This window comes from Pedobacter glucosidilyticus DSM 23534 (assembly GCF_000425145.1).
Classification (GTDB): Bacteria; Bacteroidota; Bacteroidia; order Sphingobacteriales; family Sphingobacteriaceae; genus Pseudopedobacter; species Pseudopedobacter glucosidilyticus.
The window spans coordinates 1-25,290 of record NZ_AULF01000041.1 but is presented as its reverse complement, the minus strand read 5'-3'; the positions used below and the strand labels follow the sequence as shown (position 1 = coordinate 25,290).

The 25,290-nt window shown below is 34.9% G+C and carries 21 protein-coding genes; 10 read left to right on the top strand and 11 right to left on the bottom strand.

Annotated features, from left to right (window positions below; all coding sequences use genetic code 11):
* On the top strand, nt 1-409 hold a 409-nt coding region (locus H510_RS0111820; RefSeq protein ID WP_026904522.1), incomplete at its 5' end, for a transposase.
* Between the two features lie 31 nt (nt 410-440).
* Here the strand turns inward: H510_RS0111820 and H510_RS0111815 are convergent.
* Nucleotides 441-1,745 (bottom strand): sensor histidine kinase, encoded by a 1,305-nt coding sequence (locus H510_RS0111815; RefSeq protein WP_026904521.1) that lies wholly within the window; start codon nt 1,743-1,745, stop codon nt 441-443.
* Nucleotides 1,746-1,834: 89 nt separating this feature from the next.
* The gene (locus tag H510_RS0111810) at nt 1,835-2,257 is read right to left on the bottom strand and encodes a secondary thiamine-phosphate synthase enzyme YjbQ (protein WP_026904520.1); all 423 of its coding nucleotides are present in this window, start codon (nt 2,255-2,257) and stop codon (nt 1,835-1,837) included.
* A 137-nt stretch (nt 2,258-2,394) separates the two neighbouring features.
* Between H510_RS0111810 and htpG the strand changes: the two genes are divergently transcribed.
* Together htpG and H510_RS0111800 are read left to right on the top strand one after the other, a co-directional pair.
* A complete protein-coding gene (gene htpG / locus H510_RS0111805; RefSeq protein ID WP_026904519.1) occupies nt 2,395-4,278 on the top strand; it encodes a molecular chaperone HtpG in 1,884 nt (627 codons plus the stop codon).
* A 133-nt stretch (nt 4,279-4,411) separates the two neighbouring features.
* Nucleotides 4,412-4,648, top strand: coding sequence for a hypothetical protein (locus H510_RS0111800; protein WP_026904518.1), 237 nt, complete (start codon nt 4,412-4,414; stop codon nt 4,646-4,648).
* 75 nt (nt 4,649-4,723) lie between these two features.
* Here the strand turns inward: H510_RS0111800 and H510_RS0111795 are convergent, their stop codons facing one another.
* The 3 genes from H510_RS0111795 to H510_RS0111785 form a co-directional block, all read right to left on the bottom strand.
* On the bottom strand, nt 4,724-6,070 hold the full coding sequence (locus H510_RS0111795; RefSeq protein ID WP_026904517.1) for a M20/M25/M40 family metallo-hydrolase: 1,347 nt from the start codon (nt 6,068-6,070) through the stop codon (nt 4,724-4,726).
* 75 nt (nt 6,071-6,145) lie between these two features.
* The gene (locus H510_RS0111790) at nt 6,146-7,159 is read right to left on the bottom strand and encodes a Gfo/Idh/MocA family protein (RefSeq protein ID WP_026904516.1); all 1,014 of its coding nucleotides are present in this window, start codon (nt 7,157-7,159) and stop codon (nt 6,146-6,148) included.
* Between the two features lie 2 nt (nt 7,160-7,161).
* Nucleotides 7,162-8,691 carry a glycoside hydrolase family 10-like protein gene (locus H510_RS0111785; protein ID WP_026904515.1) on the bottom strand — a complete coding sequence of 510 codons (1,530 nt, stop codon included), beginning with the start codon at nt 8,689-8,691 and terminating at the stop codon, nt 7,162-7,164.
* Nucleotides 8,692-8,904: 213 nt separating this feature from the next.
* On the opposite strand from H510_RS0111785, the gene H510_RS0111780 reads away from it, so the two are divergent.
* Entirely contained in the window at nt 8,905-9,807 is a 903-nt protein-coding gene (locus H510_RS0111780) for a coiled-coil domain-containing protein (RefSeq protein ID WP_026904514.1), read from the top strand.
* 59 nt (nt 9,808-9,866) lie between these two features.
* Here the strand turns inward: H510_RS0111780 and H510_RS0111775 are convergent, their stop codons facing one another.
* Nucleotides 9,867-10,505, bottom strand: coding sequence for an NAD(P)H-dependent oxidoreductase (locus H510_RS0111775; RefSeq protein WP_026904513.1), 639 nt, complete (start codon nt 10,503-10,505; stop codon nt 9,867-9,869).
* Nucleotides 10,506-10,590: 85 nt separating this feature from the next.
* Nucleotides 10,591-11,691 carry a mechanosensitive ion channel family protein gene (locus H510_RS18775; protein ID WP_051291179.1) on the bottom strand — a complete coding sequence of 367 codons (1,101 nt, stop codon included), beginning with the start codon at nt 11,689-11,691 and terminating at the stop codon, nt 10,591-10,593.
* A gap of 99 nt (nt 11,692-11,790) precedes the next feature.
* Here H510_RS18775 and H510_RS0111765 point away from each other — a divergent pair, with 99 nt between their 5' ends.
* A complete protein-coding gene (locus H510_RS0111765; protein WP_026904512.1) occupies nt 11,791-13,962 on the top strand; it encodes a bifunctional alpha,alpha-trehalose-phosphate synthase (UDP-forming)/trehalose-phosphatase in 2,172 nt (723 codons plus the stop codon).
* Nucleotides 13,963-14,735: 773 nt separating this feature from the next.
* On the opposite strand, the gene H510_RS0111755 is transcribed toward H510_RS0111765, so the two are convergent.
* Both H510_RS0111755 and H510_RS0111750 read right to left on the bottom strand, forming a co-directional pair.
* The gene (locus H510_RS0111755; protein WP_026904510.1) at nt 14,736-16,517 is read right to left on the bottom strand and encodes a glycoside hydrolase family 15 protein; all 1,782 of its coding nucleotides are present in this window, start codon (nt 16,515-16,517) and stop codon (nt 14,736-14,738) included.
* Between the two features lie 78 nt (nt 16,518-16,595).
* Nucleotides 16,596-18,725: a biosynthetic peptidoglycan transglycosylase gene (locus tag H510_RS0111750; protein WP_026904509.1), complete on the bottom strand. Its 2,130-nt coding sequence runs from the start codon at nt 18,723-18,725 to the stop codon at nt 16,596-16,598.
* 128 nt (nt 18,726-18,853) lie between these two features.
* Here H510_RS0111750 and H510_RS0111745 point away from each other — a divergent pair, with 128 nt between their 5' ends.
* From H510_RS0111745 to H510_RS0111735, 3 genes are all read left to right on the top strand, one after another.
* Nucleotides 18,854-19,918, top strand: coding sequence for an Mrp/NBP35 family ATP-binding protein (locus H510_RS0111745; RefSeq protein WP_026904508.1), 1,065 nt, complete (start codon nt 18,854-18,856; stop codon nt 19,916-19,918).
* A gap of 42 nt (nt 19,919-19,960) precedes the next feature.
* Nucleotides 19,961-20,251 carry a NifU family protein gene (locus tag H510_RS0111740; RefSeq protein WP_026904507.1) on the top strand — a complete coding sequence of 97 codons (291 nt, stop codon included), beginning with the start codon at nt 19,961-19,963 and terminating at the stop codon, nt 20,249-20,251.
* A gap of 118 nt (nt 20,252-20,369) precedes the next feature.
* Complete coding sequence (locus H510_RS0111735; protein ID WP_026904506.1) at nt 20,370-20,999, top strand: peptidase associated/transthyretin-like domain-containing protein; 630 nt, start codon at nt 20,370-20,372, stop codon at nt 20,997-20,999.
* Between the two features lie 12 nt (nt 21,000-21,011).
* Here the strand turns inward: H510_RS0111735 and def are convergent, their stop codons facing one another.
* The gene (def, locus tag H510_RS0111730) at nt 21,012-21,581 is read right to left on the bottom strand and encodes a peptide deformylase (RefSeq protein ID WP_026904505.1); all 570 of its coding nucleotides are present in this window, start codon (nt 21,579-21,581) and stop codon (nt 21,012-21,014) included.
* Between the two features lie 112 nt (nt 21,582-21,693).
* On the opposite strand from def, the gene H510_RS0111725 reads away from it, so the two are divergent.
* On the top strand, nt 21,694-22,497 hold the full coding sequence (locus H510_RS0111725) for a T9SS type A sorting domain-containing protein (protein ID WP_081659271.1): 804 nt from the start codon (nt 21,694-21,696) through the stop codon (nt 22,495-22,497).
* A gap of 126 nt (nt 22,498-22,623) precedes the next feature.
* Nucleotides 22,624-24,891: a Tex family protein gene (locus H510_RS0111720; protein WP_026904503.1), complete on the top strand. Its 2,268-nt coding sequence runs from the start codon at nt 22,624-22,626 to the stop codon at nt 24,889-24,891.
* Between the two features lie 75 nt (nt 24,892-24,966).
* Here the strand turns inward: H510_RS0111720 and H510_RS18770 are convergent.
* Nucleotides 24,967-25,290: alpha-L-fucosidase C-terminal domain-containing protein (locus H510_RS18770; protein WP_036692691.1), on the bottom strand; the 324-nt coding region annotated here is incomplete at its 5' end.

Sequence of the window (25,290 nt, the reverse complement as noted above, 5' to 3'; positions counted from 1 at the left end):
CGAACTGGTGGGTAAATGGCCTAGGTTTGCTACAGTAGATAGAGGATACAGAGGTAAAAGCCAAATAGGAGAAACACAAATACTCTTACCCAAAGCACCTAAAAAGAACATCAGCAGGTATCAGGCTAATAAACTTAGAAAGTTACATCGCAAAAGGGCATCCATAGAACCCATTATCGGACACATCAAACAAGATCACAGATTAAACCGCAACTTTTATAAAGGAATAGTGGGCGATAATATCAATATTATGCTTGCTGCTGCTGCTTTTAACTTCAAAAGGATGATGAATAAATGGAAATCATCTTTTGCCAGCTTCATTTTACAATGGCAGCTCCTTCTAATGTGGGTATTTGATAAACTGACAAAAAAAATCTGCAAGATCATCCAAATAAATTATACCCTGTAAAATTAAATTGGACTTTTTAAGGCTTGACTATTTAAGCACTATTTTTAGGTAAAGAAACGTAAAATGTGGTGCCTACATGTTCTGTGCTGGTAAACCAAATTTTACCACCTTGCATTTCGGTATATTCTTTACATAGCATTAACCCTAAACCAGTACCCTTTTCTTTGTTAGTGCCATAATTGGTTTTAGGGCTCATGGTAAAAATTGCAGCCTGTTCATTTTTCTTGATGCCTATACCCTTATCGGCTACAGTAATCAGATAATGATCATGCTCGGTAACCATTGTTACATCAATTAATCCGCCGGCGGGAGAAAACTTTATCGCATTATGGATAAGGTTTCTTAAGATTAATTTCAGCATATCTAAATCAGCGTAAATAGCTATATTTTCTTCTAAAAAAATTTCTATAGCTACATCTTTTTTCTGAGCAAAACTTTTAAGGAAATTAAAGGTCAAGGCTAATTCTTCTGCAATGAAGATAAATCTTTTATTAACTATATTACCGTCCATCTGGTTTTTAGACCAATGCAGTAAATTATTAAGCAGCTCTAAAGAGTTTCTAGTTAATTCTAATAAATCTTTTCTAATAACTTTTCTTTCCTCATCGGTAAGTTCTACGGTATTGGCAAGCTCAAGATATTGTTGAATATTGGCTAAAGGGGTTCTTAAATCATGAGATATAACAGAAAATATTTTATCCTTTTCATTATTCAAAACTTTTAGGGCTTCTGCCTTCTCAAGCACAATTTTTCTTTGGAATATATAGCTTTTTTTTAGGTAGGATGTACCAGCGTAAATTAAAATTAAACTAATAAGGTAAGAAAAAAGAAGGTCTATATACTTGCTGTTGGTATCATTATAGTTAACAATAATAAAATCTGCATTGTAGTATTCTAAACCTGTGATGATGGCTACACAAGTAAGGTTTAAAAGCACCAGATAAATTAATTTACTAAGCCTTGATATAGATAGCAATAAAAATAAACTTAAGGCATATAACAAGAGTGTTGGACCCTCTATACCGCTATTAAAAAAGTAATTTATACCTAGAATAAGGTTGATATTGATAGCGGATATATCAATAGCCAAATTAAAATTATTTTTAAACCTGCTGATGTAATAGGTTAAAGCTTGTACTACAAAAATTTCTATGGTTAACAAGAAAGAATGGTATAATCCACTCACATAATTTACAGGGATGATAAAAAGAAGGGCAACCATTACAATGAGGCTAAATGAATGGAAAATTTTACGCTCTAACGTAAAATTAAGATTTTCACCTCTCCACCAAAGCCAAAAAGAAGAAAATTTATCTTTTTGATTAAGCTTAAGCATCAAATTATTTAAATATTGAGTACAATAATGGGTATTAAATATTGCAAATATAAGTTTTATAAGAAAAATTAACTTATTTTCTATAAAAATTAAACACCCCAAGCTGTAAGCATTATATTTCGGTTCCCTCCATCATTTCTATGCTCGCACATGTAAATACCTTGCCAAGTGCCTAAACACAATTTACCACGTGAGACAGGTATTTGTACAGATGTACCTAGTAAAGATGCTTTTATATGTGCAGGCATATCATCCGCCCCTTCATAATCATGCAAATAATAAGGTGCATTTTCTGGTGTCATGATATTAAAATACGATTCAAAATCCTGTCGTACAGTAGGGTCGGCATTTTCATTAATGGTTAATGATGCTGATGTATGTTGCATAAAAACCTGTAACTGCCCAATTTCTATTTCCTGAATTTGTGGTAAAGCTGCTAAAACTTCTCTGGTAATTAAATGGAAACCTCTTGAAAAAGGCCTTAGCTTTATTTGTTGCTGAAAAAATTTCATCCCTAAAATTATTGAAAATGTACCAGATAAATAGCTGCAAAATACTTGCCGGCTGTCAACATGTCACCCAAAAAGCTTTGGAACAAGCATTGATAGGTGGCTATTATAAACTGTAAATAGATAAAACAAAACATATCATGCAAGAAAAAGGAACCATTTCAATCCACACCGAGAATATTTTTCCGATCATTAAAAAATTCTTGTATTCGGATAATGAGATATTCTTAAGAGAGTTAGTATCAAACGCTTCTGATGCTACACAAAAAATTAAAAGATTAGCCTCACTTGGGCAATATAACGGAACGTTAGGAGAACTTCAGGTTGAGGTAGCTTTTGACGAAAAAAAGAAGACCATTACCATTAGTGATAATGGGATAGGGATGACAGCCGAAGAGATTAAAAAATACATCAACCAAATTGCTTTTTCTGGTGCTACAGAATTTGTAGAGAAATTTAAAGATGCTAAAGACGCTAATGAAATTATCGGAAAATTTGGTTTAGGATTTTACTCGGCCTTTATGGTGGCAGAGAAAGTAGAAATTCAAACCCTTTCTTATCAGGACGGTGCGGAACCTGCCAGCTGGATTTGTGACGGAAGTACAGAGTTTGAAATTTCCAAAGGTACAAGAACCACCCGCGGTACTGATGTGATTTTATATATCAACGCTGATTCTGAAGAATTTTTAAGTAAATATAAGCTTCAAGAAATCTTAGATAAATACTTTAAGTTTTTGCCAACTAAGCTTGTTTTTGGTACTAAAACAGAAAGCGAACCAGACGGAGAAGACAAAGATGGTAAGCCACAATATAAATCAGTAGAGAAAGAAAACATCATCAATGGCGCTAAACCTATCTGGACTTTAGCACCTTCTGATTTAAAGGACGAAGATTACCTGCAATTTTACAAAGAACTTTATCCTTTTTCTGAAGACCCACTATTTTGGATTCACCTAAATGTTGATTATCCTTTCAATTTAACCGGTGTTTTATACTTCCCTAAACTTAAAAATGATGTAGAGTTTCAACGTAATAAAATCAAATTGTTTAGCAGACAAGTTTTTATTACTGATGAAGTAAAAGATATTGTTCCAGAGTTTTTAATGCTATTACATGGCGTTATAGACTCGCCAGATATTCCGCTAAACGTTTCTAGAAGTTTCTTACAAGCCGATGGAAATGTTAAAAAAATCAATAGCTATATCACTAAAAAAGTTGCCGAAAAACTTGCCGAACTCTTCAAAAAAGACCGCCCAGCTTACGAGCAAAAATGGAATGATATTGGCATTTTCGTAAAATATGGAATGATAAGCGAAGAGAAGTTCTATGAAAAAGCAAAAGACTTTGGCTTATTTAAAAATACCGATAACCAATACTTTACTTTAGAAGAATATAAAGAAAAAGTTAAAGCAACACAAACAGATAAAGATGGCAATGTGGTTTATTTATATACCATAGACCCAGCTAAGCAAGATGCTTTTATACAATCGGCTAAAAAGAAAAATTACGATGTATTATTGATGGATACTCCTATTGATAATCACTTTGTAAGCCATATAGAGCATAAGTTAGAAAAGGTTCAGTTAAAACGTGTTGATGCTGATGTTGCCGATAAATTAATTGATAAAGGCGAAAAACTTGAACACGCTTTAAGCGAAGATCAAACTAAAAAAGTTAAAGAGATATTTGAAAAAGCTATCAACAAACCAGCTTATCAGGTAAATATTGAGGCTATGAACCCAGAAGAATTGCCAGTTACAGTTACGATGGACGAGTTTATGCGTCGTATGAAAGATATGGCTGCTATGGGTGGTGGGATGAGTTTTTATGGCAACATGCCTGATAGTTACAAAGTTGCTATCAACGGAAATCATAAACTGGTGAGTAAGATTTTACAAGCAGAAGATGAAAGTACACAAGCCGAATTAGCAAAACAAGCATTTGATTTAGCTTTATTATCACAAGGTTTATTAACCGGAGCAGATTTAACAGCTTTTGTAAACAGAAGCGTTTCTTTAATCTAAAAGATTGCTAAATACATTATTGAAAGCTTCCTTAGCCATAGGGAAGCTTTTTTTATTTTATATGATGTTTATTAGCGATATAAAAAAGTAACATGGCAAAGATTTTGTTTTATACATCTAAAAATGAGCAACTATGGAAACGCAAGAAAAACACTGGGAATCTGGTCCTAACCAAGATCATTTAGATAAAAGAGTTAAAGAACAAGCAGAAAGAGCTCTTAAAGAATCTGAACGCCGTAAAGAAAACTTAGACGATAAAGGAGAGGGGAGTTACAAAGAGAAAAACGGCGATCAAGATGAACAATATGAAGGTTTGGAGAACGAACCTAAACTTGATCAAAAACCTACTCATCCACAAACGGAAGAGTAAGCACATTTATCATGATAACATTCTCTAGCAGGTTTACAACTCCTGCTAGTGCTGTTTTAACAAGCTAATTAGATCTCACCTCACCGGTTTAGGAAACACAATGGCACTTTCATGTCCATCGGCATCTACTGCCTGTACACCAAAAAAGTAATTGTCTTTAGAATATGGTAAAGTGTACTGTGTAGAATTCACATAAAATTTCTTTTCCCAAAAAGGCGAAGTAGTCTCACGCATCAAAATATAATAACCTGCTGCATTACCGCTTTTAGGTGCTTCCCATTTTAAGGTAGTTTTGTTTGTTAAATCGCTAGTTAAAATACCCACATTTTGAGGTTCTGAAGGTGCTTTAGCAATATTTGCCAATACAGCTAAATTCATCCTACCCACTTTTTGGATATAATTATAATCTGCAAATTCTGGTAAATCGCCATAATCTCTACCATTTTCTGTTCTAATATCTTGATGCTGTCTATCAAAATTTTCATTCATCTCTGTAAACCTAACAGCAGTAAAGCCTTCTAAAGAGAAAGGTGTATGGTCTCCGCCTCTTAAATAGCGGTCTCTTCTGTAAATAAGTTTAACATCTAATTGGTCTACATAACGTTCTGCAATTTCTTTAACATAACGCGAAAATTGTCTAGCCGGACTATCGTTTTCGCCACCTACAGAATTTCTTAAGGCAGCTTGTTCTTTGGTTTCTGCAGCAGGCACTCCCTCGCTAAAAACCCTTACAGAGCGGTTATCTTTCAAATCAGTTTCGCTACCATAAGTATTTCCTACAATATCATTAGTAATCATGGCATTAATATTCCAGCCTTCTGCTTTAGCTTTTTTAGCTAAATGGGCAGCACCATACAAACCCTGCTCTTCTCCAACGGCAGCCATAAAAATAATAGTGGCGCTAAACTGGTGTTTACTCATGATACGGGCTAGCTCTAAAGAAATAGCTGTTCCAGAAGCATCATCAACAGCACCAGGGGCTTTGCTTTTGGCATCGTTAACATCAGAAGCCCTAGAGTCATAATGACCAGAAATAATGAAAACTCGATCATCATTTGGATTTGTTCCCGGCAAAGTTGCCAAAACATTTTTAAGGACAGCGTCTTGTTTTATTCTACGCCCGTCGGCAGGTTGGATAAAAGTATCAAAATCAACTTTAAGTCTGCCGCCAGATGCTTTGCTGTATTTTTCAAACTCGCTTTTAATCCAATTTCTGGCAGCACCTATGCCTGTAGTTTTACTTGCAGTATCACTTAAAGTATGTCTGGTGCCAAAACTAGCGAGTTTTTTAACCAGTATTTCTAAGTTTTGGACAGATACCTCTTCTACCATTTGCTGTATTTGAGGGTCTCTTTTTACGGTAGTTTGCCCAAAGCTTTCTGTGAAAACAAATAATATGGCTACAATCCCAGCAATTCTCATATTGTTATTTGGTTAGTGTTTGAGTTTAAAATAATGAACCTCAAAAAAGCCAATAAGTTTAATAACACAGAAGAATTATTTTTCTAAGATGCTTAGTTGCGCTATAATCTCATTTTGTTTTACATAATATGGTTTTTGATAAACAATAGCTTCATAAACATGATCGAACAAGTGCATATAGCTTGCTTGCTTTGCTTTTAGCAATTCTTGATGTTGTTGATTTTCATCATCATAATACACCAAAACACCCTCGCTATTTGGTTTTTCTATACCATAGTTAGCATCAAAAGGCTTAATGCCAGCTAATAATTGTTCTTCCTGCACATCGGTTCTGTGTTTAGTGAAACTCCCTTTGGTACCATGTAAAACATAGCTAGGTAAAGGGTTTGCAACCAATAAACTGGTACTGATGTATACGTTTAAGCCATTTTTGTATTTTAAATGTACATGGGCATAATCATCAACTTCTGTAACCGGGCGATTGCTGCCATAAGTTTTAATAAAATCATCAGGTACACCAAATAAACTAATGGCTTGGTCTATGATGTGTGCACCCAAATCATACAGAATACCAGCCCCAGGCATAGCTTGTTCTTTAAAAAACTTATGGCTAACCTCTGGGCGATATCTATCAAAACGGAAATGAGCCTCAATAATATTTCCTAATTTTTTGCTATCTAAAACCTCTTTTACAGATAAATAGTCGCTATCAAAACGTCTATTTTGATAAGCAAAAACCTGTAAATTTTTTCTAAATGCCAGAGCAAAAAGCTCTTCTGCTTCTGTTTTTAGTACAGATAAAGGTTTTTCTATCAATACATGTTTACCAGCGTTTAATGCAGCTTTAGCATACTCGTAATGTGTAAAATTAGGTGTGTTTATAACGATAAGTTCTATAGAATCATCAGCCAAAAGGCTTTCTTGATCTCTGTATTGGATGATATTGGGATAATCTTTTACAGCCTCGTTTTTGCTGCGTTCTACAATAGCAACTAATTCAAAACCCGGATGTTGTTCTAAAAAAGGAGCGTGAAATACTTTACCAGACATTCCATAGGCCATTAGGCCGGCTCTAATTTTTCTTTTCATGATTATTTTATTGATACAGTAACAGGTATAGCGTGTTCACTTTCGTTCTTTAAACGGTCTAAAGCAGTAACAACATAAGTGTATTTCTTCCCTTTCACAACCTGTTGGTCTTCCCAAGAGGTAATAGCGCCATAAAATACTTTTTTAATAGCCGCTGCCTTATCTATATCTAAGGGCTCGTTATCTTCAAATCTGTAAACCACAAATCCGTAAGCGCTCTCGCCATCTTTAGCTTTAGGAGGTAATTTCCAACTTAGCAAAACGCTTTTATTGGTTTGTACAGCTAATAAATTTTCCGGTCGGCTTGGTGATACAGAATCTAACCAAAGCATAGGCGGTGGAAGTGCTTGATATTGATAATAATTACTTTTTAAAGTGTCTGATATGCCTTTGAGATTTGTATTTAATGATTTAGAACTAAAATATACACTGCCCTGTACCCTATTGTTTAAACGATTATAAACAATTTGACTAGGCATTTGAGTAGGGTTTCTCCAGCCAATATCTTTATTATCGCTTAAGCGATATGCGCCTTGACCGATATATAAATGCTTTCCGTAGGCATTATTGCTCCACCAATCTACCAGTTTATTATACGGAGCAGCCATGGTACTAAAAGCCCAATAAATTTGTGGGTTAATATAGTCTACCCAGCCTTCTTTAACCCATTTTCTAGAATCTGCGAATAGACCGTAATAAGAATCTCCACCATTAGTTTCAGAACCTTCTGGGTCTTGTTTTTTGTTCTTCCAAATACCAAACGGACTAATCCCAAATTTTACATATTTTTTATGATGTTTAATGCTATCACTAACCATTTTAATCAGTTGATCTACATTATCCCGGCGCCAGTCTGCTACATTTTTAATACCATGATGATAAGCGATATAAGCATCTGTATCATCAATAGTTTGACCTTTTATAGCGTAAGGATAGAAATAATCATCAAAATGGATACCATCAACATCGTAATTTTTAACCACATTCATAATCACTTGGGTAATGTATTCCCTAACATCGGGTAAACCCGGATTAAATATTTTTTTACCAGCATAAGTAATAAACCATTCTGGTTTTAAATTGGTGATATGATTTTTGTGGAGTTTGCTAAACTGGCTATCAAAGGTGGCTCGGTAAGGATTAAACCAAGCGTGTAACTCCATTCCTCTTTTATGACATTCTTGAATGGCAAAGTCTAAGGGGTCATAAAATGGTTCTGGTGCTTTACCTTGTGTACCGGTTAACCACATAGACCAAGGCTCTGTACCCTTTGCATAAAAAGCGTCTGCTGCTGGCCTTACTTGAAAAAATACCGCATTTAAACCTTGTTCTTGATGTTTGTTTAAAATATGAATAAGTTCTTCTTTTTGTTGGGTACTTGTTAAAGTAGATTTAGATGGCCAATCAATATTTACGACAGTTGCTATCCAAACACCTCTAAATTCTCTTTTCGGACTGTACAATAACTGGGCATTAACACTAATTTGGTTAATAACTAAATATAAAATAGTTGTTAGCAGGATTTTATTCATGAATACGGGTTGAATTTCAAAACGATAAAGATAATCATCTAGAAACTTTTAATGAGGTAGAATTTAGCGTTTAAACTTGTAGTATTAAAAATTCCATTTATTTTAGCAAAAAAACCAAAAAGTAAATTAAACCATTTGTATTTGCTGTAACATTACTGATGGAATAATATTTGCTTAACAAAACCAAAATTAACGTAAACGCAAGAGGAGAACATGGAAACTCAAGATCAAAAGAAAAAAGACACCAATAAGATTTACTTTCTTATTGCTGTAATTGTTGCCCTTTTAGGCTTAAACGCATATTTATTTATTCAAAAAAATAAATCTGATAAGCGTATTGTAACCGTTAGCGATGAGCGTACTGCTTTGCAAACAGAGCTAGAAAAATTAGAGACAGAGCTTGAGCAGGCAAACAATACAGGGACCCAATTATCAGAAGAACTAAAAGCAAAAGATGAAGAGCTAAGAGCAAAAATTGCGCAATTAAGACAAGCCTTAAACAGAGGACAACTAACCGCAGGAGAACTTTCTAAAGCTCGTGAAGATGTTAAACAATTAAGATATTTTGTAACTAAGTATACTACTGATATTGACGAGCTACAACAAAAAAATGCAGCCTTAACGCAAGAAAGAGATAGTTTAAAATCAACGGTAAATACCGTTAGTAAATTTGCTGAGAATTTATCTAAGGAAAACGACTCTTTAAATAATAAGGTAAAAGCAGGTGCGGCTTTAAAAGCTAGTAATGTACAAATTATACCTCTAAGGGTTAAATCTAGCGGTAAAGAAACAGATGTGAGTAGAGCAAGCTCAACACAAAAAATTAGAATTACCTTTACCATCAATACCAATCCGATTGCTACCAAAGGCATGCATGATATTTATTTAAGAGTTATAGACCCTGCCGGAAATTTAATTATTGGCGAAGGCGGCATGTTTATGGCCAATAACCAAGAGTTACAATACACCTATAAAACTGCTATTGAGTTTAGTGGAGAAGCAAAAAGTTTTAACTTAGATTGGACCAACAGAAACACTTTTGAACCAGGAAACTATACTGTTTTATTATATGCGGATGGTGCAACAATGGGTAGAGGTGGCTTTACCTTAAGATAATATTAAAAAATATTAAACAGCAAAGGCGGATGAAAATCCGCCTTTGCTGTTTACAAACCTTAAATTTTGATAAATAAATCCTCTTTAGATTTTCTTACTTTTTTGTAGTGTTGGTAGCCATCTTCTACAGAACGGTAACCTACTGCAGCAATAACCACACTGGTTAAGTTTAAAGCTGATAAACCTAATATTTCATCAAACTGCTCTACACTAAAACCTTCCATAGGACAAGCATCAATAGCTAATAAAGCTGCGGTATCTAATAAGATGCCTAAAGCAATGTAAGCTTGTCTGGCATTCCAAATTTGCAGCTGCTCTTGGGTTTTAGATGATACAGATCCATTCATCATATCAATATAGCTTTGTATATCCTCTTTTTTGAGGCCTCTTGTAGCTGCTATATTGTTTGCAAAATCATCAACATGGCTTAAATTAAAGTCTTTGTATGTAGCAAAAACAATAATTTCTGATGCATCAGTTATTTGTGTTTGGTTATAAGCTGCTGCTTTTAGTTTCTCTCTAACTTCCGGATTACTAATCACCAATACTTTATAAGGCTGTAAGCCTAAAGAGCTTGGAGCAAGTTGTATTGCGCTTAACAATACATCAAGCTGTTCGCTACTTAATTTACGCGTAGCATCAAATACTTTAGTGGCGTATCTCCAATTTAATTTATCAATCAATTCTTGTGCATTCATATTTGAAATTTTTATACGCACAAAAATAAATGTTTAAACATTTATTGTATACTTTCCAATCAATATTGACACTTTTCTGATAGTATTAAGCTTTTTTAGCAAATGTTATTTCTGATTCTGAACTAAAACTGGCTCTTAATTTTGGTAAACTATCAGGATAATTCTTTTGTATAAAATCAATCAAATTTTCTCTGATGTAACATCTTAAATCAAATGCCTTAGATGAGTTGCCGGCACTCATTAAAGCCCTAATTTCTATAGTTTGTTCCTTAGCATCTGTTACCTGTATAATCTGTACTTTCTTATCCCATAAAGGAGTATCATTTAATAACCTTATAAACTCTTGTCTTAACGCATCTAATGGGATATTATAATCGGTATAAATGAAAACTGTTCCTAAAATGTCAGAAGAGGTTCTGGTCCAATTCTGAAACGGTTTTTCAATAAAATAATTAATGGGTAAAATTAACCTTCGTTGGTCCCAAATATGTAAGACCACATAAGTAAGCGTAATCTCTTCAACTCTACCCCATTCGTTTTCAACCACCAAAACATCATCAATACGGATGGGCTGTGTAAAAGCAATCTGAAAGCCTGCCAATAAATTTCCTAAAGATTTTTGTGCAGCAAAGCCAATAATAATCCCACCTATACCAACTCCTGTAAGTAAACCAGCGCCTATTTTTCGCATACCCTCAAAACTAAAAAGTACAGCAGCTATAGTAAGGATGATGATAAATGCAACAAAAAACTTCCTGATAAATTGAAGCTGGGTAAGGATGCGCCTCTCTCTTAAATTATCATCTTTTTGTAGGCTGTAAGAGTGTAAAACAAAATCTTGTATAATGTTAATGATATTGATTAACAAATAAGCAAAGCCTATGATAAATGCTATTTCTACACTTTTATTGATGATTTGGATAAAAACAGAACTTAGTTTTAACAAAGGAATCATCAAATAAAAAACAAACAAAGGAAACAATAAACTTAAAGGTTTGCTGGCATAACGCAGGGCAGATTTGAGGAAGGAGAAACTCGTTTTATTTTGATGATAAGTGCTGGTTTTAATAATCAATTGCTTTATTGCAGAGCCAATTAAAAATGCAGCAATTAAAACAGTAAAATTCCAAACATAAGCTGGCATATAACCAGATATTTCATGTAAATAACTGCTCAAATTCTTCATGTAAAAATATCTTTTATGATAAACCGTCAATAGTCATGCTAAATTTTATTTGCATGGTTTTTGTTTTTAATAGATTTTTCAAGTTTTATCCCTATCATCATGAGCAGAACCATTATTGTATCTAACAGATTACCCGTAAAAATTTCTAAAGAAGAAGAAAGTTTTAAATTAAAATTGAGCGAAGGAGGGCTGGCAACCGGCTTAGGTTCTGTATATAAACAAAATGACAATATTTGGATAGGCTGGTGTGGTACAGAAATTACTGAAGACAACGAAAAATCCCAAGTTACAGCATTACTTCAGAAAGAAAACTTATTACCAGTTTTTTTAAGTGATGAAGAAATTCTTAATTATTATGAAGGCTTTTCTAACGAAATTCTTTGGCCAATTTTTCATTACATGAGTACCTATGCCCAGTTCGAACAAAAATATTGGGACTATTATCAAACCGTTAACGAGAAATTTAAAAATCAAGTTTTGGCCGTAGCAAAACCCGGAGATACCATCTGGATTCATGATTATCAACTATTACTACTCCCAAAATTAATCAGAGATGAGTTAAAAGATGTTTCCATTGGCTTTTTTCAACATATCCCTTTCCCGTCTTTTGAGCTTTTTAGGTTAATACCTTGGCGAGCCGAATTGTTAAACGGAATGCTAGGGGCTGATTTAATTGGTTTCCATACTTATGATGATGTAAGGCATTTTACTAGCTCTGCAACACGCTCTATTCCTGTTCATGCAACGGCAAATATCATTCAAGTGGCTGATAGAAATGTTTTGGTTGACGCTTTCCCAATGGGTATTGATGCCACAAAATTTGAAAGTTTAACAAAAGACAACAAAGTACAAGAAGAAATTTCTATTTATAATGAGGTCTTAAAAGATGCTAAAATGATACTTTCTGTAGACCGACTGGACTATAGCAAGGGGATTTTACAACGCCTAATGGCTTTTGAAAAAGTATTAACAGATAATCCTGAGTATATAGAAAAAATCTCTTTACACATGATTGTAGTACCATCAAGAGATAATATACCTCAGTATAAAGAACTTAGAGATGATATTGATAAGATGGTTGGTAATATCAATGCTCGTTTCAGAACATCATCCTGGCATCCCATCCATTATTTTTATCGGTCTTTTCCGGTAGAAACACTTGTTGCTTTATACAGCAGGGCAGACATTTGTTTGGTTACCCCAATGCGAGACGGGATGAACCTCGTAAGTAAAGAATATATTGCCAGTAGAAAAGATAATGGCGTTCTTATTTTAAGTGAAATGGCAGGTGCGTCTAAAGAACTTGCCGATGCACTCATCGTAAACCCTAATAATTTGGGCGAAATGTACCGAGCTATTATTCAGGCTTTAGAGATGCCAGAAGAAGAACAAAAATTAAGAATGCTGGCATTAAAAGATGTAGTTAATAAATTTGATATACACCATTGGGTAAAGATATTTATGGATCAATTGAAAGATGTTAAAGTATCAGAAGGTATAAGAAAAGCAAAAAGTGTAAATGCTCAAACACAAGAAACCTTTATCAGGCAAATGCAGCAAGCACAAAAAAGAGTTTTCTTCTTAGATTATGATGGTACTTTGGTTGGCTTTAAAGCCGAAATTGATAAAGCTTATCCTGATGATGAGTTATATGAACTTTTAAACAAGCTGAATACAAATTCCCGTAATCAACTGGTAATTATAAGCGGTAGAAAGCATGAAACCTTGGAGCAATGGTTTGGTCATTTAAGCATTGATTTAATTGCAGAGCATGGCGCTTGGCATAAAATGAATGGACAACGTTGGGCAACAATACCAGGTTTATCAGACCACTGGAAAACTAAAGTAAGAGCTATGTTAGAAGCCTACTCAGACCGTACACCAGGGTCTTTTATAGAAGAGAAACGTTTTTCTCTAGCATGGCATTTTAGAAAGGTAGAAAAAGGTTTGGGCGAGTTAAGAGCTAACGAGCTTGAAAGTAATCTGCGCTACTTAACCCGCGAAATGGGTTTACAGGTATTAGCAGGAAATAAAGTTTTAGAAATCAAAAGCAGCGATATCAATAAAGGCAAAGCAGCCTTTTCTTATTTACTAGATAAAGATTTTGATTTTATTATGGCCTTAGGCGATGACCATACCGATGAAGATACCTTTCAGCAGTTGCCTCAAAACGCTATCACTATAAAAGTTGGCAGTAGCGTATCGGCTGCAAATTACTATATCAATAGCGTAGAAGAGGTACGTACTTTACTTAAAAAGTTTGTGGTGTAGGGGTTAATAAGTCAAAAATCAAAAGTAAAAATTAAAAAGAACCTAAAGACGGGATGTTTAGGTTCTTCCAATAATATTAAATCAACCTTCCCGAAGAACGAAAGACGGCCTATGAAGATTTGGAAGTGAAGTCAAATAAATCTTTTGCATGAACTTTCATTGAGAACTATCGGAAAACAATCCTATGGGTGTTGTAGAAACTTTCATCAAGTAAAACCATTCACACTACTCAGGATTGTGGATTAAGATTTATTTAGACGAAACAACAAATATTCATCAGCCTTGATTTTTGTTTCTTTTCATCAAGGAAAAGAAAGGAGCCGCTACCCGGCTAGGGTTGGAAAGCCTTGAGCCTAAAAGCCAATTAATTCAAATATATTTATTGTAATAATCATCCACCTCTATCGCCGGCGAGGCTCGTTCCTTTTGAGGGACCAAAAGGAACCAAAAGTCCTGAACAATCCCCTCTGGAGCCTTTACCGCACTAGTCTTACCCACACTCAAAAACAAGGAGCGCTTATTTTTGCTAGGAAGTGATTTATGAAAGTTCACATAACCTCGAACGCAAAACCGCATTCGCTATAGGCTTGGAAGTGCAAGATTTTATAATTTCTACTGCAGTTTTTTCGTCTTTCCGGCTCTGGGGGATTGCTCATGCGCTTCGGTTTAGGCTGTTTTTTATGAATGTTTGTTCCTTTCTAGAAGTATAAAGTAGCCTAAAGACCCTGAAATAAAAATATTCATCAGCCTTTATAGCACATCATTCCTTAAAATCACAAATACAAAGGCCTATTCAATTTATTAGATATCCTGTAAGCAGCATTCATTAAACCAACATGGCTATAAGCCTGTGGGAAATTACCCCATTGGCTACCCGTTTCTTCATCAACATCTTCGCTAAAGAGCATCAAGTGGTTAGCATATTTCATCAATTTTTCAAACTCTCTCACAGCATCATCCACACGGCCAACACAAGCTAGCGCTTCTACATACCAAAAAGCACATATTAAAAAAGTGGTTTCTGGTTTTCCAAAATCATCAGCATGTAAATAGCGATAGAACAAACCATTTGGTGTTTTTAACTCATTTTCTAAAGCTATTAAATGGTTCTTAGCCCTTTCAGATTGTGGGTCTAGGTAATTCATCATAATCAACTGTAAAGTGCTGGCATCTAAATGCGGACTACCAACTGCATGTGTATAAACTTTACGTACAGGATCATAACAATCTTCAATATGCTTGGCCGCTCGTTTCATCAAAGAAACGGCTTTTTCTTCCAATGCTTCGTCATTGATGGTTCTGGCAATTTTTGCTGCTGCGCTACAGCCCGCCCACTGGAAAAGGTTACTATAACAATGTAAATAGGCACTATTTCTGAACTCCCAGATACCGGCATCAACCTCATCTATGGTATGCTCTATTCTTTTTAAAGCTACTTCAACTAAAGAGGCAGAATCTTTCCTTTCCGAAAAAACAAAACGATGATCGGTATAAAGCGGAAGTAATGAAATTAAAGCCTGACCATAAATATCATTTTGGATATGTTCATAAGCTTGGTTACCAATTCTTACCGGACCGTTTCCCAAATAGCCTTCCAGATGATCAGCAATTTCCTCCACTAAATTTTTTTGTCTGGATATACTGTAAAGCGGTTGATAGCGTAAGCCTTCTTCAAAAGATATATCGGTAATATAATCAAAGTATTTCTCTGTCTCTTCAAAATGGCCAATATGGTGTAGCGCATTAATGACATAATAAGTGTCTCTTAGCCAGCAAAATCTATAGTCCCAATTTCGGCCACTCCCCGGAAATTCAGGTAAACTGGTGGTACTGGCGGCAATAATGGCTCCGGTATCTTCATATTGGTGTATTTTTAAGGCTAAGGCCGATCTTATCACCTGTTCTTGATAAAAATCTCCTATTGATGAACGTTTTATCCACGTTCTCCAATAACTGATGGTTTGGTTTAAGAACCTATCTGCTGTGGTTTGTATAGGGCCTTCCAAAGGCTCTCCAAAAGTTAAAAACAGGTATAAAGTATCTTTAAGAATAAAATACTGGTCTTCTAAAATATAAGAAAGCGGGGCGTTGGTGGATAATCTTATCTTTTCGCCACAACCTATATATTCGATATGGTTTGAGCCTCTGATAACCTCTAGTTCACTTTTTCCATAATCATAAACAGGCTGGCATTTTATTTTAATATGAGGGTTACCTTCTAGAAGTTGTACCTTCCTAATCAGCATCAAAGGTTTAAAATACCTTTCAAATTGCTGAAAACGAGGAGCAAAATCTGTTACTTTATACCTACCACTAGCTGTCGTAATTTCAGTACACAATACATTGGTATTTTCTAAATAGTACTGTTTAGAAGTATATTCAGAAGAAGGCATGATAGAAAATTCACCACCTTTTTTACTGTCCAGCATACTTCCAAAAACAAAAGAACTATCAAATCTAGGCCAACATAACCAAGTGATATTGGTGTTTTTATGTACATGAGCTAAATAAGAGCAATTTCCTATAATACCAGTTTGGTAAGTATGTTTTTCCATCATAAATTTTTTAAAATAATTTAAACCCTCTATTTATTAATAAAAATTATACCTATTGGTTTTAAAAAATCTAAAAAACTAATTATTTAAGCCTTTTTTTCTCTTTTGTCTGCGTTCTTGTCTTAGTTCTTTTGCAGATTTAGTAGTTGTATCCTTTGCATCAGGTTCAAAAATTTGCTTCAGAAACTTTTCTTTGGGTACAATGGTAGTGTCCTTTTTAAGGTTGAAAAGATTAAATAAATTAGCCTCATCATCTTGTGCTAGGCTATCTGGAATGGTATCAGAAGGAGCTATCTGTAGTCTTAAACTTTCCCTTAATCGTACGCCATAATATCCGTAAACGCTAGAATCTGCCTGTGTATAACCTCTTCTCGCCATTAAGCCGCCAATTAAGTTGAAATAGCCTCTTAAATAAGGTTTTAAACTACCATCTGCCTGCCAGGCATATAAAGAAGATTTTGGTTTAGGTACAATATAAGCCAAGTAAATAGCCTCACCAATGCTCAATTGCGATGGATGCTTACCAAAATAATAATTAGCCGCTTCGCTAATGCCATAAACATTTCGGCCCCACTCAATAATATTCAAATAAACCTCATACATCCGGTTTTTTGAGCTCAGTTTTTCATGCTCGATCAACCAAACAATTAGTATTTCTTCAATTTTTCGAGCTAAAGTTTTTTGCCTGTTTAAATAGATATTTTTTACCAATTGCATAGAAATGGTACTACCACCTCTTTTAAAAGATTTGGCTTTAAAATTAGTAGCAATAGATTGCCTGATAGATTCCTCAACAAAACCATTGTGCGAGTAAAAAGATGGGTCTTCTGAAGTCAATAAAGCATTTTTAATATTTGGAGAAATATCCTGTATAGGTACATAATTTGGATTTTGTGGTCCCACGATGATATTTCTTACAGGTTTGCCTTTTTCATAAGGCGTATATACAAACTCTTTATTAATTTTTTGGAAATTGGTTTTACCAAATCTCGTAATCTTAAAATCAGGGCTAGCGGTTAAAGAAGAGCTAAAAACAACATCATCTGGTTTTTTGCTATCCAAATAAAAGTTAAGGTCATACTTCAATTTACCTTTTACTTGCATACCTTCTAAAGATTCAAACAAGCCATGCGGAAAAGCATTAAAAATTTCTTGTGCATCTTGTTCTTCGGTATTTAGCTTAAGCTCGTAAATTTTATGTTCTCCTAGAGTAAGTTTTACAAAAGGATGAAGGCTAGCTTTACCCAAATGCACTACCGAACTACTATCAACCGCAACACTATTTTTCCCGATAATCAATTTGGCATCTAGGCTTCCATCAGGTACAATGATATCATTAGCTGCAATTTTTGGGTGGTTAATCAATAAATTTTTGACCGACCAATTACCGGTAATCTCAAAATCAGAGCCTGATTTTTCTGCACTGCTCATCACAGTTCGTACGGTGTCAAAATTTAGTTTTAAGCCATATTTATTTTCCAAGTAAGGAAACTCTACCTTTTTATTGTTGGCATATAGCTTTAAATCAAGCTGTTGGTCGTTGGGTTCTGCTGTGCCGTCTACATGCCATGTGGCCAAATTATCATTAATCAAGATGGTAGATTTTACATCATTATCAATAATAGTTGCCGTTTTTGTCAGGATACTTAACTGCGTAGTATCTTCTTTGTAAGTGATTTTAAAATCTTGGATAGCCATATCATCAGGTATTTTATCTAATGCCTGATGAATAAGTTTATGGGCTAAATCTGCCAAGTCAACCTCTTTTTTCTCGGTTTTTGTAGTGGTATCTTTCTTAAATAAGAAGTCGTAATTGCTTATACTATCTCTCTTTACCAAAGAGATAAGCGCATGATTAAGCTTTAATTCAGATATCTTAATATCCCCGAAAAGAAGTGGAAAAAGTTTAATACCCACCGTAAAATCGGTAATATTTGCTAAAGAATCTCTTTCCTCTGGTATAACCGTAATATTACTAAAATGTACAGTGCTTAAGCCAGAAAAAGCGTAGGAACCAATTTTTACATTTAAATTATACTTTGATTTTGCTTTGTTAACCGCTTTATTAACTACTTGCTCTAGTAAAGCTTCCCGCTTCAAATAAGCTGTAATACCACCCGCAACAATCATCAAAAACACAACAGAAAGGGCAATCAAGACCGTTTTTTTGTGTTTAAATTGCTTAAATCTTCCTGTTAAAAATCTCATATAATATTTTGAAAAATATTAAAATCTTTTGATATAAAAATTGAACACGCCAAATTATCTCAAAAACAGCACCGAAACAAAATTTTAATTATAAGCCTTTTGTTAATTTTACTGGAAATTACAAAACGATGTTTACTAGAGACCAAGTATTAGATGCTTTAAGAAATGTAGAAGATCCAGATTTGAAGAAAGATTTGGTGACACTTAATATGATAGAAAACCTGGTGATTGATGGTTATAACATCAGTTTTTCTGTAGTACTTACAACGCCGGCTTGTCCTATGAAAGACATGTTAGAAAACGCTTGTAGAAATGCGATCAAACATTTTGTAAGTCAAGATGCGGTACTCAACATCCACATGACAAGTCGTGTAACCACGCCTAAAACACAGTTTTCTGCACAAATTAAAAATATCATCGCAGTAGCCTCAGGTAAAGGCGGAGTAGGGAAATCTACCGTTGCAGCAAATTTAGCCATAGGTTTAAGCTTAACTGGCGCCAAAGTAGGCTTGATAGATGCTGATATCTATGGACCATCAGTACCTGTCATGTTTGGCTTAGAAGATGCCAAGCCCAATGCTAGCGAGGTTAATGGAAAAACCAGCATAGAGCCTATAGAAAAATATGGAATCAAACTATTATCCATCGGTTTTTTTACAGATCCAGGGCAACCCGTTCCATGGAGAGGTCCAATGGCTTCTACTGCTGTGAAACAGCTTTTTAACGATGCTGATTGGGGAGAATTAGACTATCTGATTGTTGATTTGCCACCAGGTACAGGCGATATTCATATCACCATTACCCAAACTTTCCCTATAGCTGGGGCCGTTATTGTAACTACACCACAACAAGTAGCTGTGGCCGATGCAACTAAAGGAATTGGCATGTTTATGATGAATAGCATTAACGTACCTATCTTAGGTGTGGTAGAAAATATGTCTTATTTCACACCTGCCGAGCTGCCAAATAACAAATATTATATTTTTGGTAAAGATGGTGGTAAGCAAATGGCAGATAAATATAATGTACCCTTCCTTGGCGAATTACCTTTGGTACAAAGTGTAAGCGAAGCAGGTGATAGCGGTGAACCAATTATTTTAGCCGATAAAGGTTTGGTAGCACAGGCATATATACAGCTGGCACAAAAAGTAGCACAACAACTGGCAATTAAAAATGACATGGCAAAAGCATAATTTTCCTTTTGATTTTGTTATTTTTATAAAAAATTATCAATAATGGACCCGAAAGAGAATTTAAGGAACGAAGTAGAAGCAGCATTAGATACCATAAGACCGTATCTTGAAGCTGATGGTGGGAATGTATCCGTAGAAGAAATTACAGATGATTATATCGTTAAATTAAAACTACTAGGTTCTTGTGGTTCTTGCCCAATGAGTATCATGACCTTAAAAGCCGGTATAGAACAAGCTGTTAAAAAAGCTGTGCCATCTATAACTGCTGTTGAAGCTATTAACCTAACAGCGATAGATGACCCAACGGCTGTATTGCCAGCAAACCTTCAATAATTTTACAATTTATTTTAAAACATATAAAAAGCCTTATCGTTAAAAAGATAAAGGCTTTTTTCTTTAACACTATTTAACAGATAAATTAAGAAGCTTTTAATATTTTTATTTAAAAATAATGAGGAACATCTTAGTAACTATACTTTGTTTTTTAGCTACAGCTACTTTTGCACAAAAGGAGACAAAACCTTTGGTGCAATTTTCTGGAGTTATTTATGACATTGATAGTAATACCGTGGTTCCTTATGTAACATTAAATAATCTATCACAAAAAAAGACCTATTCGGCCAATTATAAAGGTTATTACTCCTTTGTTGCCCACGAGGGAGATAGCATACAGTTTTCTTCTGTTGGATATAAAAAATTGGTGTTGGTGATACCAGAAAATCTCAAAGACAAAAAATTTACAGCGGTTGTTAAAATGAAATCAGACAATATCATGTTGCCTACAGTAAGGGTATTTCCTTGGGCAAGTTATGATGAATTTAAGAGAGATTTCTTAACCATGAAATTTGCTGATGATGATTTAGAAATAGCAAAAAAGAACCTTTCCAGCGAAAGCCTTAAAGATTTATATGTTTCTTTACCAAGAGATGGTACAGAAATGCAGTCTTTTAATTTTCAGAACAACCATATTGGTTTAACCAACAAAAATATGGTTCAAACCAATCCTCTGTTAAATCCATTTGCATGGGGAGCGCTTATCAAACAAATAACAGAAGGTAATAAAGAGAGAAACAAAAGATAAGATCATCAAACCTTATCTTTTTTTCTTTAAAGATGGAAATCTCATTTTATAAGCTACTTTAACAGCTCCTTTAGAGATAGATTCTAATTTGTTTTTTAGCATCGTTTTACGCAAAAGGCTAATACGATCTGTAAAAAGCTTACCTTCTATGTGGTCATACTCGTGTTGTATAACTCTTGCTGCTAAGCCTTTAAAGCTTTCTTCTTTTAACTCCCAGTTTTCATTGTAGTAAGATACAACTATTTCAGGCTTTCTACTTACATCTTCCCTAACATCCGGAATACTTAAACAGCCTTCGTTAAATTTCCAAGGCTCACCAGTTTCTTCTAAAATACGGGCATTGATAAATACTTTTTTGAAATTACTTAATTCGGGTTCGTCATCATCAAAAGGTGTAGCATCTATCACAAAAAGTCTAATGGGTAAACCTATTTGTGGAGCAGCTAAACCTACACCACTAGCCGCATACATGGTTTCAAACATGTTTTCAATCAACACATTTAAATCTGGATAATCTTGATTGATATCCAAAGCAACTTTTTTTAAAACAGGGTCTCCGTATGCAACAATGGGTAATTTCATGCTGTAAAATTAGTAAAAAAATAGTTTTTAATAAGTTTGATAGAACCTAAATGACATTACTACGTATTAAACCATGTATTTTTGATATATTTACCTAGCAATTTTCCTAAGTATGATGAAAAATTTACTTGTTATAATATTTATTTCTATAACTCATTTAGCTGCCAAAGCACAGTGTACAGCAACTATTACAGCTGCAACATCAAATCCTACAAGTACTAGTGCCTGCTCAGATAATATCATTATCTATACCATTAATGGTGCAACAGGTGCTACTTCTTATAACTGGACAATCACAGGAGCCTCTAGCAGCAGAATTTCAGATACGCAGTATACTGTTCTTATCCCCAATACTGTTGGTACCATCATCAATATTTCCGTAGCTATTACTGGTGGCGTATGTAACGGCTCTACCATCTCAAAAAATATTACAGTTGCAGCTCAACCAACAAAGCCAGTTATCAATAGGGCTGCAAATAGCAATACATTAACAACACCTACAGTTGCCGGTGCTACCTATCAATGGTATTTTAACAGAACCCCTGTTGCTGGTGCTACTTCAAATTCTTTCCCTATTCAAAATACAGGGTTTTACGCAGTTGAAATTAAGAATAACGGAGGTTGCAGTACCTATTCTGATGATTTTACTTATTTCTCTACTTCGGTTAAAGAAGATCCAAAATTTGCTGGTTTTGCCTATTACCCCAACCCTGTAGAGACAGGGAATTCCTTAACCGTAATGTTTTCTGATACTTATGATATTGAACTTATAGACATAACCGGTAAATCAGTTTTAAACAAAAAGAGCTTAAAAGGAAAGCAAGAGCTTGAAACAAATAACTTAAATGCAGGTGTCTATCTTCTTAAGGTAGAAAGCGAGGGAAAGCTAACTTTTAGAAAGATTATCATCAACTAAAAAATATTAACATTTTTTTGATATTTACACCCATACTTACCTTCAATAACCTTACCCCTTTTTGTTAGGAATTTTATTTTGCGCTACCTACAGTTTTTTACAACTTCGTAGACTAATAAAATTTACATGAGAGACCAACATATACAGCTTGTAGCGCAGGAACTAAGTATTGGTACCAAACAGGTTGATGCAACTTTAGCCTTATTAGACGAAGGTGCAACAGTACCTTTTATTTCCAGATACCGTAAAGAACTTACCGGAAGTTTAGACGAAGTTGAGGTAGCTACCATCAGAGACAGGGTGCAACAGCTAAGAGAATTAGATAAAAGAAGAGAAGCTATTCTTAAATCTATTGATGAGCAAGGTAAATTAACCGATGATTTAAAAAAGCAAATTATAGAAGCAGCTACCATGGCTGTTTTAGAGGATATTTACCTACCTTATAAACCTAAGCGTAAAACTAAAGCATCGGTTGCCCGCGAGAAAGGTTTAGAACCCTTAGCCTTAAGTATTTTAGAACAAGATAGAAATGATTCTGAGGCTGAAGCAGAACAATATATCAATGAAGAAAAAGGTGTTTTGGCTGTTGCCGATGCTTTACAAGGTGCAAGAGATATTATAGCAGAGCTGATAGCAGAAAACGCTGATGCAAGGGCTAAAATGAGAGATTTATTTTGGGAGAAAGCAACCTTAAAAGCAGAAGTTTTTAAAGGTAAAGAAGAGGAAGGTATCAAATACAAAGATTATTTTGAGTGGGAAGAACCTTTAAAAACTGCTCCTTCTCACCGTATTTTGGCTATCCGTAGAGGAGAGAAAGAACTTATCTTAAAGTTAGATATTTTACCTCCCGAAGAAGATGCTATAGAACTCTTAGAAAAACTTTTCATCAAGGCTAATCAAGCAAAATCTCAACAGGTAAAGCTAGCCATAGAAGATGGTTATAAAAGATTGCTTAAGCCTGGTATGGAAACAGAAATCAGGCTGTTGTCTAAGCAAAAAGCCGATGAAGAAGCTATAAAAGTATTTGCAGAAAATGCTCGTCAGTTATTATTAGCAGCACCTATGGGCCAAAAAAATGTATTAGCCTTAGACCCTGGTTTTAGAACAGGTTGCAAATTGGTTTGCCTAGATAAACAAGGTAAATTATTAGAAAACACTACTATTTATCCCTTTACAGGAGCCGGAAATTTAAAAGAGGCAGAGCAAACTTTGGTATACTTAGTCAACAAATATGAAATAGAAGCCATAGCCATTGGTAACGGAACAGCTAGTAGAGAAACAGAAGAATTTGTACGTAAGCAAGGTTTAAAAGATGTACAAGTGGTGATGGTTAATGAAAGCGGAGCCTCTATTTACTCTGCTTCTGAAGTTGCCAGAGAAGAATTTCCAGATCATGACATCACCGTTAGAGGGGCTGTTTCTATTGGAAGAAGATTGATGGACCCATTAGCGGAATTGGTTAAAATAGACCCTAAATCTATTGGTGTTGGGCAATACCAACATGATGTTGACCAAAACAAGTTACAAACTTCTTTAGATGATACCGTTATAAGTTGCGTTAATGCTGTTGGGGTTGAGCTAAATACGGCTTCTAAACAAATTTTAGCCTATGTATCAGGACTTGGTCCGCAATTGGCACAAAACATTGTAGAATATAGGAACCTACATGGAGCTTTTAAAAACCGCGAATCATTAAAAAAAGTTGCCCGTTTGGGCGACAAAGCTTTTGAACAAGCTGCAGGGTTTTTAAGAATCAGAAATGCCGAACATCCTTTAGATGCCAGTGCGGTTCATCCAGAGCGTTATGCATTGGTAGAGCAAATGGCTAAAGATTTGGGCTGTAAAGTGGAAGATTTATTGGTTAATGATGCACTTAGAAAGCAGATAAACCTACAAAAGTATATTTCTGATGAGGTAGGTTTGCCAACGCTAAAAGATATTTTAGCCGAGCTTGCCAAACCAGGGAGAGACCCACGTGAGCAATTTGAATCTTTCACTTTTGCCGATGGAATTAATAAAATTGAAGATTTAAGGGTAGGGATGAAAGTACCAGGTATAGTAACTAACATAACAAATTTTGGTGCCTTCGTGGATATTGGCGTTCATCAAGATGGTTTAGTGCACCTGAGCCAAATGGCAGATAGGTTTATACAAAACCCTAACGAAGTTGTAAAAGTACAGCAAAGGGTAGAAGTTACTGTTACAGAGGTTGATGTTGCCCGTAAGCGTATAGCATTGAGTATTAAGGGTAATACAAGCCCATTAAAAAAGGCAGATAAACCAGCTAGCATTCAAAAATCATCTGGTAAAGAAGGATTTAAAAAGCCAGTACAAAAAGATGCTGAAACCGATATGCAGGATAAGCTAAAAGCCCTGATGGGTAAGTTTAAATAAAATTATGTATCAGGCTGATTGGGATAAAGCTTAATTAATTTCAATCAGCTTGATACTTTTTCACCTTAAAGCTACTTAGTCAAGAGCCCCAGTTTTCATTTTCTCTTTCCCTGATTCTCCAAACCAAGTTTTCATTTCGCCTTTTACTTCAACTTTTATAACACTTGCCACGGCATGCGGTGCTTGTGATGGTATTTTTAACATCACTTGGTTGCTGTTTTTATCCCACTTTAGTTTTTCGCCATTGTGCAGCATTCCTGCTGATATCACTTCTTGATTTAGCCCATCGATGCTAAGTATACCATTTTTTGGCCACTCAAATACAGAAAGATAAAGGGTAGTTTTGCCATTTTGTGTTTTTCTGGTTATACGCCCCCAAGTTTGGCTAGGTAGCGGACT

Bases quoted from the DNA above. Each gene is read 5' to 3' on its own strand.
- H510_RS0111815 (WP_026904521.1), bottom strand. From the start codon at position 1,745: ATGCTTAAGCTTAATCAAAAAGATAAATTTTCTTCTTTTTGGCTTTGG.
- H510_RS0111810 (WP_026904520.1), bottom strand. From the start codon at position 2,257: ATGAAATTTTTTCAGCAACAAATAAAGCTAAGGCCTTTTTCAAGAGGT.
- htpG (WP_026904519.1), top strand. From the start codon at position 2,395: ATGCAAGAAAAAGGAACCATTTCAATCCACACCGAGAATATTTTTCCG.
- H510_RS0111800 (WP_026904518.1), top strand. From the start codon at position 4,412: ATGGAAACGCAAGAAAAACACTGGGAATCTGGTCCTAACCAAGATCAT.
- H510_RS0111795 (WP_026904517.1), bottom strand. From the start codon at position 6,070: ATGAGAATTGCTGGGATTGTAGCCATATTATTTGTTTTCACAGAAAGC.
- H510_RS0111790 (WP_026904516.1), bottom strand. From the start codon at position 7,159: ATGAAAAGAAAAATTAGAGCCGGCCTAATGGCCTATGGAATGTCTGGT.
- H510_RS0111785 (WP_026904515.1), bottom strand. From the start codon at position 8,691: ATGAATAAAATCCTGCTAACAACTATTTTATATTTAGTTATTAACCAA.
- H510_RS0111780 (WP_026904514.1), top strand. From the start codon at position 8,905: ATGGAAACTCAAGATCAAAAGAAAAAAGACACCAATAAGATTTACTTT.
- H510_RS0111775 (WP_026904513.1), bottom strand. From the start codon at position 10,505: ATGAATGCACAAGAATTGATTGATAAATTAAATTGGAGATACGCCACT.
- H510_RS18775 (WP_051291179.1), bottom strand. From the start codon at position 11,691: ATGAAGAATTTGAGCAGTTATTTACATGAAATATCTGGTTATATGCCA.
- H510_RS0111765 (WP_026904512.1), top strand. From the start codon at position 11,791: ATGAGCAGAACCATTATTGTATCTAACAGATTACCCGTAAAAATTTCT.
- H510_RS0111755 (WP_026904510.1), bottom strand. From the start codon at position 16,517: ATGGAAAAACATACTTACCAAACTGGTATTATAGGAAATTGCTCTTAT.
- H510_RS0111750 (WP_026904509.1), bottom strand. From the start codon at position 18,725: ATGAGATTTTTAACAGGAAGATTTAAGCAATTTAAACACAAAAAAACG.
- H510_RS0111745 (WP_026904508.1), top strand. From the start codon at position 18,854: ATGTTTACTAGAGACCAAGTATTAGATGCTTTAAGAAATGTAGAAGAT.
- H510_RS0111740 (WP_026904507.1), top strand. From the start codon at position 19,961: ATGGACCCGAAAGAGAATTTAAGGAACGAAGTAGAAGCAGCATTAGAT.
- H510_RS0111735 (WP_026904506.1), top strand. From the start codon at position 20,370: ATGAGGAACATCTTAGTAACTATACTTTGTTTTTTAGCTACAGCTACT.
- def (WP_026904505.1), bottom strand. From the start codon at position 21,581: ATGAAATTACCCATTGTTGCATACGGAGACCCTGTTTTAAAAAAAGTT.
- H510_RS0111725 (WP_081659271.1), top strand. From the start codon at position 21,694: ATGATGAAAAATTTACTTGTTATAATATTTATTTCTATAACTCATTTA.
- H510_RS0111720 (WP_026904503.1), top strand. From the start codon at position 22,624: ATGAGAGACCAACATATACAGCTTGTAGCGCAGGAACTAAGTATTGGT.